This window comes from Jiella endophytica (assembly GCF_004519335.1).
Taxonomy (GTDB): Bacteria; Pseudomonadota; Alphaproteobacteria; order Rhizobiales; family Rhizobiaceae; genus Jiella; species Jiella endophytica.
Window position 1 is genome coordinate 69,333 of sequence record NZ_SOZD01000010.1, and the last position, 11,842, is coordinate 81,174.

The 11,842-nt window shown below is 66.9% G+C and carries 8 protein-coding genes and 1 rRNA gene; 8 read left to right on the forward strand and 1 reads right to left on the reverse strand.

Annotated features, from left to right (window positions below):
* Positions 1–47 precede the first annotated feature (47 nt).
* The 6 genes from E3C22_RS22180 to sdhA all read left to right on the forward strand — a co-directional run bounded on the left by E3C22_RS22180 (position 48) and on the right by sdhA (position 8,315).
* Entirely contained in the window at positions 48–1,265 is a 1,218-nt protein-coding gene (locus tag E3C22_RS22180; RefSeq protein WP_245515142.1) for an efflux RND transporter periplasmic adaptor subunit, read from the forward strand.
* Positions 1,262–4,849 carry an efflux RND transporter permease subunit gene (locus E3C22_RS22185; protein WP_206027012.1) on the forward strand — a complete coding sequence of 1,196 codons (3,588 nt, stop codon included), beginning with the start codon at positions 1,262–1,264 and terminating at the stop codon, positions 4,847–4,849. Before E3C22_RS22180 ends, E3C22_RS22185 begins: the two co-directional genes overlap by 4 nt.
* A gap of 97 nt (positions 4,850–4,946) precedes the next feature.
* Positions 4,947–5,441, forward strand: coding sequence for a GNAT family N-acetyltransferase (locus E3C22_RS22190; RefSeq protein ID WP_134764073.1), 495 nt, complete (start codon positions 4,947–4,949; stop codon positions 5,439–5,441).
* Positions 5,442–5,670: 229 nt separating this feature from the next.
* Positions 5,671–6,063: a succinate dehydrogenase, cytochrome b556 subunit gene (gene sdhC / locus E3C22_RS22195; RefSeq protein WP_134764074.1), complete on the forward strand. Its 393-nt coding sequence runs from the start codon at positions 5,671–5,673 to the stop codon at positions 6,061–6,063.
* 14 nt (positions 6,064–6,077) lie between these two features.
* A complete protein-coding gene (gene sdhD, locus E3C22_RS22200) occupies positions 6,078–6,455 on the forward strand; it encodes a succinate dehydrogenase, hydrophobic membrane anchor protein (protein ID WP_134764075.1) in 378 nt (125 codons plus the stop codon).
* Positions 6,456–6,458: 3 nt separating this feature from the next.
* The gene (sdhA, locus tag E3C22_RS22205) at positions 6,459–8,315 is read left to right on the forward strand and encodes a succinate dehydrogenase flavoprotein subunit (RefSeq protein ID WP_134764076.1); all 1,857 of its coding nucleotides are present in this window, start codon (positions 6,459–6,461) and stop codon (positions 8,313–8,315) included.
* 143 nt (positions 8,316–8,458) lie between these two features.
* Here sdhA and E3C22_RS22210 read toward each other — a convergent pair whose 3' ends face one another.
* Positions 8,459–8,896 carry a Fur family transcriptional regulator gene (locus tag E3C22_RS22210; RefSeq protein ID WP_134764077.1) on the reverse strand — a complete coding sequence of 146 codons (438 nt, stop codon included), beginning with the start codon at positions 8,894–8,896 and terminating at the stop codon, positions 8,459–8,461.
* Between the two features lie 623 nt (positions 8,897–9,519).
* On the opposite strand from E3C22_RS22210, the gene E3C22_RS22215 reads away from it, so the two are divergent.
* Both E3C22_RS22215 and E3C22_RS22220 read left to right on the forward strand, forming a co-directional pair.
* Complete coding sequence (locus tag E3C22_RS22215; protein WP_134764078.1) at positions 9,520–10,872, forward strand: Nramp family divalent metal transporter; 1,353 nt, start codon at positions 9,520–9,522, stop codon at positions 10,870–10,872.
* Positions 10,873–11,773: 901 nt separating this feature from the next.
* A 16S ribosomal RNA gene (locus tag E3C22_RS22220) occupies positions 11,774–11,842 on the forward strand; the annotation flags it as partial.

Genomic DNA, 11,842 nt, shown 5'->3' on the forward strand with positions numbered 1-11,842 from the left:
AGCGTGAGAAGCCGATGCGACCGTTCATCAGGATGAGACGACAGACGATGTCCACCCCAGCCCGTACCCGGATCTTCGCCTTTTCGCCGCGCGGCACCGCCCTGCTCATGGCAGCGATGCTGTTGGCCGCCGCGCCTTCTGCCGCCCTTGCCGAGGATGCCGTCGCCGACAGCCCCAAGCCGCCGAGCATCTCCGTCGTTGCGGCAAGAACCGGCGAGATCGTCGAGACCGTCGACGTCACCGGCACGCTGATGCCGCGCCAGAGCATTTCCGTCGGCGCCGACGTCGACGGCCTGAGGATCCTCGATCTCGGGGCCGACGAGGGCGACAGCGTCGCAAAGGGCGCGCTCCTTGCCGAACTCGAGACGGACATCATCGATTCCAACATCGAGCTGAACGCCGCGCAGATCGACCGGGCCGAGGCCGCGATCGCCCAGGCCGAGGCGCAGATCACCGACGCCGAGGCTTCGGCGACCGAGGCCGAGGCCGCGCTCGAGCGCTCGCGTCCGCTCGCCAAGAAGGGCATCGTCGGGCAGGACGTGCTCGACCAGCGCATCGCCGCCGCCTCCAGCGCCAGGGCGCGGGTGAGTTCGGCCCGCCAGGGCCTCGCCGTCGCCAAGGCCGACAAGGCCGCGCAGGTCGCCCAGCGCGACCAGTGGCTGTTGAAGAAGAGCAAGGCCGAGGTCCGGGCACCGACGGCCGGCCTCGTCCTGTCGCGCAGCGCCAAGCTCGGGGCGATCGTCTCGGCCGGCTCCGGCAGCCTGTTCGAGATCGCCCGCGACGGCCTCATCGAACTCGAAGCCGCCGTCTCCGAGACGGCGCTCGGCCGGCTGGCCGTCGGCCAGAAGGTCGAGGTCTATGTCGCCGGTCGCAGGCAGCCTGTCGAAGGCAAGGTGCGGCTGATCTCGCCACGCGTCGACCAGACGACGCGGCTCGGCATCGTCGACATCGCCCTGCCGAAGGACGCCGGGGGCCTGCATGTCGGCTCCTTCGGCCGCGGCGTCATCGAGGTCGCTGCCCGCAGCGGCGTCCTGGTGCCGCGGACGGCCGTCGTCTTCGAGGGCGACGAGGCCGTCGTCCAGGTGGTCGAGAACGGCGTGGTGAAGCGCCGCGACGTCACCCTCGGCCTGACGACGGCCGAGACCGTCGAGGTCCGTGACGGTGTCGCGGCCGGCGAAGAGGTGGTGGCGACCGCCGGCGCCTTCGTGCGCGATGGCGATACCGTCACGCCGGTGAAGCTCGCCGACAGCGGGGGCATCCAATGAACTGGAACTTCTCCGCCTGGGCGATCCGTCATCCGGTTCCGCCCATCCTGCTCTTCGTCGTGCTGATCTCGCTCGGCATCTACAGCTTCTTCGCGCTGCCGATCACGCGATTCCCGAACATCGACGTGCCGGTGATCGCGGTGACCGTCACCCAGTCCGGCGCAGCACCGTCCGAGCTCGAATCCCAGGTGACCAAGCGGGTCGAGGACGCCATCGCCGGCGTCTCCGGCCTCAAGCACGTCACCTCGACGATCACCGACGGCAAGTCGACGACGGCGGCCGAGTTCCGCCTCGAGGTCGACACCGACCGGGCGCTCAACGACGTCAAGGACGCGATCGCCAAGATCCGATCGGACCTGCCGCTGTCGATCGACGAGCCGATCATCCAGCGCATCGAGGTCGAGAACCAGTCGATCGTCACCTATGCCGCCTCCTCTCCCGGCATGACGCCGGAGCAGCTTTCCTGGTTCGTCGACGACACCGTCATCCGCGAACTGCAGGGGCTGAAGGGCGTCGGCCGGGTCGAGCGGATGGGCGGCGTCGAGCGCGAGATCCAGGTCCGGCTCGATCCGGACAGGCTGGCCGCCCTCGGCGTCACGGCCGCGACGATCAACGCCCAGCTGCGCCAGACGAATGTCGACCTTTCCGGCGGCCGCGGCGATTTCGGCGGCCAGGAACAGGCGATCCGCACGCTCGCCTCGGCCGACACGGTCACCGGTCTTGCGGCGACGCGCATCGCCCTGCCGGGCGGGCGCGAGACGCTGCTCTCCGATCTCGGCGAGGTGGTCGATTCCTGGGAGGAGCCGCGCTCCTTCGCCCGCCTCGACGGCGAACCCGTCGTTGCCTTCTCGCTCTACCGGGCAAAGGGCGCCAGCGACACCACCGTCGCCGACGGCGTCGCCACCCGCGTTGCCGAGCTCGGGCAGGAATATCCCGACGTGTCCTTCGCCAAGATCGACGACAGCGTCACCTACACCTACGGCAACTACGAATCGGCGATGGAGACGCTGGCCGAGGGCGCGATCCTCGCCGTCATCGTCGTCCTGTTCTTCCTGCGCGACTGGCGGGCGACCGTCGTCGCGGCGATCACCCTGCCGCTCGCCGCCATCCCGACCTTCGGGGTGATGGACATGATCGGCTTTTCGCTGAACCTCGTCAGCTTACTTGCGATCACCCTCGTCACCGGTATCCTCGTCGACGACGCGATCGTCGAGATCGAGAACATCGAGCGGCATATGGCGATGGGCAAACCGCCCTATCGCGCTTCGATGGAAGCGGCCGACGAGATCGGTCTCGCCGTCATCGCCATCACCGCGACGATCATCGCCGTCTTCGCGCCGGTGTCCTTCATGGGCGGCATTGCCGGGCAGTATTTCAAGCAGTTCGGCCTGACGGTGGCGATCGCGGTGTTCTTCTCGCTGCTCGTCGCGCGCCTGATCACGCCGATGCTGGCGGCCTATTTCTTCCGGCCGCACCGCCATGGCGGGCCGGGCTTCCTGCAGCTGTTCCTGAAGAAGCTCCTGTGGTTCATTCCGCTCTGGGCGATCGGCGCGGCGGGGCTCTATACCCTCGCCGTCCTGCCCGAAGTCGGCGCCGGGTCGGCGCTTGCCTTCCTGAAGCCCTATGCGGCCGACCTTCCGCCGATGGACTTCGACACCGCCTGGCACGACGCCGCGCTGCTGGCCGCAGGGCTGTTCGTCCTCGCTCTGGTGCTCGCCTATCTCGGCATGCCGCATGCCGAGGAGGGCAGGGTCGGGCCGTTCACCCGCGTCTACACCGCCTTCCTGCGGGCGACGCTGCACGTCTTCCGCATCCCGACACCGTTCTGGCGCAAGGGACCCGACGGCCGGCGCCGGCTGATCCGCGTTCCCTTCGGCATGCGCTGGGTGACCCTTGCCGTCGGCATCGCGGTCTTTGCCGGTTCGATCTATTCGATCCAGTTCCTGCCGACGGGCTTCATCCCGAAGGAGGATGCCTCGCGCATCGTCGTCTCGCTGGAACTGCCGCCAGGCTCGACCCTCGAGACGACGCGCAAGGTCACCGACCAGGCGGTGAAGTCGATCCATGAACTCCCCGAGGTGAAGAGCGTCCTCGTCATCGGCGGCTCCAGCCCCACCGGCACGCTCGAGGTGCGGCGCGCCGCGCTGACGGTGAACCTCCTGCGCAAGCACGAACGCGAGCGCAGCCAGGCCGTGCTCGAGCCGATCATTGCCGAAAAGCTTTCCGAGATCCCGGATCTCAGGGCCTTCTACGTCAATGAACGCGGCGAGCGCGAGCTGTCGGTCGGTCTTCTCGGCGATGACGGCGACGAGGTCTCGGCGGTCGCGGCGCGGCTGGAATCCGAGATGCGCAAGGACCCGATCTTCGCCAGCCCGTCGGCGATGGCCTCCTTCGCCCGGCCGGAAGTGCGCATCACGCCGCGCTTCGACGTCGCCGCCGATCTCGGCGTCACCGCCGACCAGATCTCCCAGACCGTGCGGGTGGCGACGATCGGCGACGTTGGCGCGAATCTCGCCAAGTTCAATCTCGGCACCCGGCAGATCCCGATCCGCGTGCAGCTCGAAGAGTCTGCCCGGGCCGATCTCGCGACGATCCGCAACCTCAAGGTCACCACGGCCTCCGGCGCTGCCGTGCCGCTCGAGACCGTCGCCAATATCGGCTTCGGCCGCGGGCCCTCGACCATCGACCGCTACGACCGCGACCGGCTGGTCAAAGTCGGCACATCGATGGCGCCGGGCTACGAGATCGGCCAGGGCTCGGCGCGCATCAAGCAGCTTCCGGCGGTCAAGGACATGCCGCCGGGGGTGCGCCTGCAGGAGGTCGGCGACGCGGAAATCCAGGGGGAGGTGTTCGCCGGATTCGCCTCGGCGATGGTCGCCGGCATCATGATGGTGCTGGTGGTGCTGATCCTCCTCTTCGGCTCGTTCTTCCTGCCGATCACCATCCTTGCCGCGCTGCCGCTGTCGGTCGCCGGCGTCATCGGTGCGCTGCTCGCCACGAATACGGCGGTGTCGATGCCTGTGGTCATCGGCATCCTGATGCTGATGGGCATCGTCACCAAGAACACCATCATGCTGGTGGACTTTGCGGTGGAGCGCGAGAAGCACGGGATGAGCCAGACCGAGGCGATCATCGACGCCGGCGCCAAGCGCGCCCGGCCGATCATCATGACGACGCTCGCCATGGCAGCCGGCATGCTGCCGGCGGCGATGGCGACCGGCGAGGGCGGCGAGTTCCGCGCCCCGATGGCGATCGCGGTGATCGGCGGTCTCCTGGTCTCGACGGTCCTGTCGCTGGTGCTGATCCCGTCGATCTACACGCTGATGGACGACCTCAGCCACGTCACCGGACGGCTGTTCCGCTGGCTGCTGCAGCCGAATGCGCCGATCGAGCCTGAGACCGGCACGGCCGTCGTGCCGGTCAATGGCGGCGGCGTCCCGGCCTGGGCCGGGCCGGCGGGACCGGTGCCGGCCGGCGGCGCAGGCTTCGTCTACGGCCCGCCGGCGATCTACCAGCTCGCCCTGCGGCAGAAGGAGGACGAGGACGAGCGCCGCCCGCGGCCTTATCCGCACGCCGCCGAATGACCGTTGCTCGCCGGTGCGGCGCTCCCTTCTCGGGGGCGTCGCGCCGGTGCCCTACGCCCCTTGACCGACTGCGGATTCCGGTGAAGAAGCTTCGGCCATGGAACCCATCGGCGAGGGCGCGGAAGCGCCGGACATCGAGATCAGACGGCTGAAGCTCGCCGATGCGCGCGACCTCGCGCCGCTGATCGCCGCCTACAACCAATCGCTGTTTCGCGGGCCGCCCGGCTCGCCCGACGCCTATTATGCCGAGCAGCTGTTACAGGATCGCACCGCCGAGGTGCTCGGCGCCCGGCTCGACGGCGCGCTCGTCGGCTTCGTTTTGTTCTACGACATCCCCGATGTGTGGACGGGCATGCGCTCCGGCCTTGCCGATCACATCTTCGTCGATCACCGCCATCGCAGGAAGGGCATCGCCAAGGCGATGGTCGACGTGCTGGCCGAAGAGGCCGACGGCAGGGGCTGGTCGAAGCTCGTCCTGCATGCGCCGCGCAATCCGGGGACCGGCCGCCGCCTCTACGAAAAGGTCGCCGAACCGGCCGACTGGGCGAGCTACGTCATCCGCTTCGTCGAGCGCGAACCGAGCCCGCGGTGATTCGCGAAATCGGCCTCGAACGGCATGAGGATCGGCCTCTTACGGCGCGATTTGCCGCCGATCCCCGGCCTAATCGATTAAGCTGAAGCGTTCTTTTTGCACCTGCGTCGAAAGGCTTGCTTTCATGAGGCCATTCGTCCTTTTAGAAGGCTTCCATTGGCCGTTCGCCGCGCCGCGCTACCCTGAAGGTGGCACCCGAGCCGCCGCATGCATGGACAGGAAGGCACCGATGTCCGACGTCAAATCCGCCCGGCCCCTCTCGCCGCATCTGACCATCTACCGGTTCCGGCCGACCATGGCGATGTCGATCGTCCACCGGATCACCGGCGGGGCGCTCTATGTCGGCACCATCCTGCTGGTCTGGTGGCTGGTCGCCGCGGCTTCGGGCCCCGACGCCTTCGCCACCGCCTCGGCCTTCTTCGGCTCGATCATCGGCCAGCTGATCCTGTTCGGCTACACATGGGCGCTCATCCATCACATGTTCGGCGGCATCCGCCACTTCGCCTGGGACATGGGCCACGCGATCTCCAAGGAGACCTCGACGAAGCTCGCCCTGGCGACGATCGTCGCCTCGCTCGCCGTCACGGTCCTTCTGTGGCTCGGCATCCTGATCTTCGGCTGAAAGGGGCAGTTTCCATGAGCGATTTCAGAACCCCGCTTCGCCGCGTCCGCGGTCTCGGCCCCGCCGGCGGCACCGAGCATTTCTGGCAGCAGCGGCTCACCGCCATTGCCAACGTCTTCCTGATCACCTTCTTCGTGATCCTGCTTCTCACCCTGATGAACGACAGCTACGAAGGGGTCCGCGAAGCTTTCGCCAATCCCTTCGTCGGCATCGCCATGGGGCTCGTGGTGATCTCCGCGACGATCCACATGAAGCTCGGCATGCAGGTGATCATCGAGGACTATGTCCATGGGGGCGCCAAGCTGCCGCTCCTCATCCTCAATACCTTCTTTGCGATCGCCGTCGCCGCGGCGTGCCTTTTCGCGATCGTCAAGATGAGCTTCGGAGTCTGAGCCATGGCTGAGAACGGAACCACCAACGGAACCGGCCAGCCGCACCGCACCGCGCCCGGCCAGAACGGCAAGGCCTACGGCTTCGTCGACCATACCTTCGACGTCGTGGTGGTGGGTGCCGGCGGCGCCGGCCTCAGAGCCACCCTCGGCGCCGCCCAGGCGGGCCTCAAGACCGCCTGCATCACCAAGGTCTTCCCGACCAGATCCCACACCGTCGCGGCGCAAGGGGGCGTTGCCGCCTCGCTCGGCAACATGGGCAAGGACGACTGGCGCTGGCACATGTACGACACCGTCAAGGGGTCTGACTGGCTGGGCGACCAGGACGCCATCGAATATCTCGTCAGGAACGCCCCGCAGGCGGTCTACGAACTCGAGCATTTCGGCGTGCCCTTCTCCCGCACCGAGGACGGCAGGATCTATCAGCGGCCCTTCGGCGGCATGACCACCGAATTCGGCCAGGGCCCGGCCGCCCAACGCACCTGCGCCGCCGCCGACCGCACCGGCCACGCCATCCTGCACACGCTCTATGGCCAGTCGCTGCGCCACGCGACCGAGTTCTACATCGAATATTTCGCCATCGACCTGATCATGGACGAGGAGGGCGTCTGCCGTGGCGTCGTCGCGCTCTGCCTCGACGACGGCACGATCCACCGCTTCCGGGCGAAGAAGACCATCCTCGCCACCGGCGGCTACGGCCGCGCCTATTTCTCGGCCACCTCCGCCCATACCTGCACCGGCGACGGCGGCGGCATGGTGCTCAGAGCCGGCCTGCCGCTGCAGGACATGGAGTTCGTGCAGTTCCACCCGACCGGCATCTACGGCGCCGGCTGCCTGATCACCGAGGGCGCCAGGGGCGAGGGCGGCTATCTCACCAATTCCGAAGGCGAGCGCTTCATGGAGCGCTACGCCCCCTCGGCCAAGGATCTCGCCTCGCGCGACGTCGTCTCCCGCTCGATGACCATGGAGATCCGCGAGGGCCGCGGCGTCGGCAAGGACGGCGACCACATCTTCCTGCATCTCGACCATCTCGACCCGGCCGTCCTGCACGAGCGGCTGCCGGGCATCTCGGAATCGGCGCGGATCTTTGCCGGCGTCGACGTCACCAAGGAGCCGATCCCGGTCCTGCCGACAGTCCATTACAACATGGGCGGCATTCCGACGAACTTCCACGGCGAGGTGCTGACCAAGAAGGACGGCGATCCGGATGCCGTCGTCCCCGGCCTGATGGCCGTCGGCGAGGCCGGCTGCGTGTCGGTCCACGGTGCCAACCGTCTCGGCTCCAACTCGCTGATCGACCTCGTGGTGTTCGGCCGGGCGGCGGCGCTCCGATGCGCCGAGACGGTCACCGCCGGCGAGAGCCAGCCGGACCTGCCGGTGGGCGCCGGCGACAATGCGCTCGCCCGTCTCGACCGCTTCCGCTACGCCGAGGGCTCGACCTCGACGGCGGAGCTGCGCGACAAGATGCAGCGCACCATGCAGTCGAACTGCGCGGTGTTCCGCACCGGCGAGATCCTCGAAGAGGGCCACCACAAGATCCACGACGTGTGGAAGGCCTCCGACGACATTCGTGTGTCGGATCGCTCGCTGATCTGGAACACCGACCTCGTCGAGACGCTGGAATACGACAATCTCATCGCCCAGGCGGTGGTGACGATGGATTCGGCCCGCAACCGCACGGAATCGCGCGGCGCCCATGCCCGCGAGGATTTCCCCGATCGCGACGACCAGAACTGGATGAAGCACACGCTGAGCTTCTGCGACACGGTGGACAAGACCATCACGCTGGAGGACCGGCCGGTGCACACCTACACGCTGTCCAACCAGATCGACTATATCGAGCCGAAGAAGCGGGTGTATTGATCCGCGTTTGATCGCGGGCGAAAGATCTCGGGCAGACCGTTACCACATGACGGCCTACCCGATCGTTTTTCGGACAGCACGATTTGTAGATTCAATAACTTGGAGTGCCGTGCCTCCATTCGGACGCGCGGCGCTTTAACCCCTCAGTCCTCGCCGCGCCTTCGGCCGTAGAGTTCCAGCCGGTGCGAGACGATCTCGTAGCCGAGCTCCGCGGCGATTTCTTCCTGCAGCCGCTCGATCCGCTCGGAGCGGAACTCGATCACCTTCCCGGTCTCGAGGTCGATGAGGTGGTCGTGGTGGACGCCGTCCGCCGGTTCGAACCGCGCCGGGCCGCCCTCGAAGGTGTGGCGCTGGATGGCGCCGCGCTCCTCCAGGACCTTCATCGTCCGGTAGACGGTCGACAGCGAGATCGACGGATCCTGCCGCGAGGCGCGGCGGAAGAGGGCGAGCGCGTCCGGATGGTCGCCGCCGCCGGCAAGGATCGCCAGGATCACGCGACGCTGCCGGGTGATCCTGAGGCCGGCCTCCTTCAGCACCGCCTCGAGATCGCCGGTTCCGCCCTGTTCCCGCCCCGCACTCATCGCTTCGACGCCACCTCCTTGATGCAACTGGAGCGCCGCGGGTCCCAGGGGATGCGCGAAGGACGCTCTAACGCCTTGTATCTTCGCATCGTGCTTTGCGGAAATCGGTCCCGATTTTCGCAAAGCACGACGCTGTCGTCGCCAACTCCTGCCCGGTTCCGGCCGATGTGGCAACCGTCTGCCCCTGCGGCCGGTGAAGCCGGAGCGGCCGCGGGCATCGGCGCAGGTCTTGGGCGAAACGGCCGTTTCGTCGGCTCGCGACCGGAACTCCAGCGCGGCAGCGGGATTGCTGCCTCGCCGAAGCGCCTGCGGCGGGAGAGGCGAAGGGCCTCTCGCACTCGGTCTGGTCGCAGGCGTCGTTCGAGCTGGCGCATCGCTGCGTCCGCTCCTGACACAAGCGCAGATGGCGGGCCTCCGCAGCTGTCTTGAGGTCCCGGGACGGCCGATGAGGTCGGCAAAACCCATCAGGCGGCGCCTCGCAAAAATGTTTTTGCAAATGATTTGCATTATTATCAGGAATGGGCATGCTGCATGATGTGACGGTCGGGGAGGCGTGCGGCGATTTCGCCGGCACCCCACCGTCCATTTCGGCCGTTTGCCGGTGATGCGTAAGGGAAGCGACGATGTCAGCCTTTGAGCAAAGGATCGAGACGGCCGACGGCTTCGCGGGTGCCGGACGCGAAGCCTCGCTGGACGAATCCTACCGCTCGGTCGCCGTCTCCGGCGGCAATCCGCTGCGCCGCTTCCTCGCCTTTCTCGGCCCCGGCTTCCTCGTCGCCGTCGGCTACATGGATCCCGGCAACTGGGCGACCTCGATCGCCGGCGGGTCTGAGTTCGGCTATGCGCTGCTCGCCGCGGTGCTGCTCTCCTCGCTGATGGCAATCCTCCTCCAGGCGCTCTGCGCCAGATTCGCCATCGCCACCGGCCGCGACCTTGCCGAGGCCTGCCGCGAATTCTTTCCGCGCTGGCTGTCGATGCCGCTCTGGGCGCTGGCCGAGATCGCCATCGTGGCGACCGATCTTGCCGAGGTGATCGGCACGGCCATCGGCCTGCAGCTGCTGTTCGGCCTGCCGCTGGTCTGGGGCGTCGTCGTCACCGCCCTCGACGTCTTCCTGATTCTCTACCTCCAGGCCAAGGGTTTCCGGCGCCTCGAAGCCTTCGTCGCGACGATGATTCTCGTCATCGCGGCGTGTTTTCTCGGCCAGCTGATTCTCGCCCAGCCCTCGGTCGCGGCGATGCTCGCCGGGCTCGTTCCCTCGCCTGAAATCGTCACCAACAACCAGATGCTCTACCTCGCCCTCGGTATCCTCGGGGCGACGGTGATGCCGCACAACCTCTATCTCCACACCGGCGTCCTTCACACGCGGGCCTATGCGCTCGACGAGAAGGGGCGCGAACAGGCGATCCGCTATGCGACGATCGATTCGAGCGCGGCGCTCGGCTTCGCCTTTCTGGTCAATGCCTCGATCCTGATTCTCGCCGCCGCCGCCTTCTATGGCTCCGGCTCCGGCCAGGTGGAGGATCTGACCGACGCCCATGCGCTGCTGCAGCCGCTGCTCGGCTCGTCCATCGCGCCGATTCTCTTCGCCGTCGCGCTGCTGGCCTCGGGCCTGTCCTCCACCGTCACGGCGACCCTCGCCGGCCAGATCGTCATGCAGGGCTTTTTGAAGCTGCGCCTGCCGGTCGTCGCCAGGCGGCTGATCACCCGCGGGCTGGCGATCATCCCCGCCGCCGCCGCCATCGTCGCCTACGGGGAAAAAGGCGCCGCCGAGCTCCTGGTGCTGAGCCAGGTCGTCCTGTCGCTGCAGCTGCCCTTCGCCGTCGTGCCGCTGGTGATGTTCTCGGCCAGCGCCTCGCGCATGGGCGCCCACCGGCCGCCGCGCTGGCTGCTGGCCGTCACCGCCGTGATCGCGGTGGTGATCGTCGTTCTGAACGCCAAGCTGGTTTACGACTTCGCGACCGGCGGCAATCTCTGAAAGGCCGCGGCCCCAGCGGCACGCCGGGTCGGCGGGGCGTCGGCGGCGGGTCTTCGTACGGTGGGAGAGGGCGCAATCACTTCCCGGTGCCCGCCTCCGGAACGCCAGCCCCCCGACGCCATCCCCAAGACCGGCCTCCCGATACTGGCCACCGCGAGGCCAGTCGTCGCGACGGCGCCCGATTGGGACGGAAGAGCCGTCCTGAGCAGCGAAAATACGCCCGGCGGCGAATCTCGAAGCGGCCGAAAAACTTGCCCGCGAAACCCCTTCATGACCGCCCGATGACGGCGCTGCCGCCTGCAAGGCCCGGATTCCGGGCGATTTTCCGGAGTTTTGAAGGGGTCGAATTTTTTTGGAAAAAACGCGTTGACTTCGCAAACCGGGACGGCCTATAAGCCACCCATCGACGGCGACGGCGCCGCCGGCGAGCCAGACGGTTCGTCCGAAAATTCGCCGAACGCCTCGACAAGCTTTTCGGACTTCGGTCGGAACTGCAACAGGGTGGCAAAGCGCCGAGGCGCCTAATCACCCGGCGATCTTGTGTGATCGTGATCTTTGACATTGTTGGTAGTAGAGACAAGAAAGAGAAGCGTGGGCGGCGGAAGTCCTGCGGCTCGGGCTGGTCGGTATCCTTTCCGATTGGTTCGAGTTTGTGAGATGACCCAAGTCGTTTCATGTTTCTTTTGGATGAGAAGTCTCTCCGGTTTGTTTGATGGCTGGCCAGGTCCTTCGGGGTTGGGTTGGCGATCGTGACTGGAGGGAATGGCGTCTTTGTCGGCTGTTTCGCAGGATTGCGGATCGGCCTTCTGGTTTTGGAGCTTTCGGGTTTCTGAGCCTGGCAGGGATGTTGAAGAATTCTCGTCAAAGCTTTGAGACAGTGACGGCTGGGACAACTCTTATCAAACCTGAGAGTTTGATCCTGGCTCAGAACGAACGCTGGCGGCAGGCTTAACACATGCAAGTCGAACGC

Coding starts and splice junctions, on each gene's coding strand:
- E3C22_RS22180 (WP_245515142.1), top strand. CDS start 48: ATGTCCACCCCAGCCCGTACCCGGATCTTCGCCTTTTCGCCGCGCGGC.
- E3C22_RS22185 (WP_206027012.1), top strand. CDS start 1,262: ATGAACTGGAACTTCTCCGCCTGGGCGATCCGTCATCCGGTTCCGCCC.
- E3C22_RS22190 (WP_134764073.1), top strand. CDS start 4,947: ATGGAACCCATCGGCGAGGGCGCGGAAGCGCCGGACATCGAGATCAGA.
- sdhC (WP_134764074.1), top strand. CDS start 5,671: ATGTCCGACGTCAAATCCGCCCGGCCCCTCTCGCCGCATCTGACCATC.
- sdhD (WP_134764075.1), top strand. CDS start 6,078: ATGAGCGATTTCAGAACCCCGCTTCGCCGCGTCCGCGGTCTCGGCCCC.
- sdhA (WP_134764076.1), top strand. CDS start 6,459: ATGGCTGAGAACGGAACCACCAACGGAACCGGCCAGCCGCACCGCACC.
- E3C22_RS22210 (WP_134764077.1), bottom strand. CDS start 8,896: ATGAGTGCGGGGCGGGAACAGGGCGGAACCGGCGATCTCGAGGCGGTG.
- E3C22_RS22215 (WP_134764078.1), top strand. CDS start 9,520: ATGTCAGCCTTTGAGCAAAGGATCGAGACGGCCGACGGCTTCGCGGGT.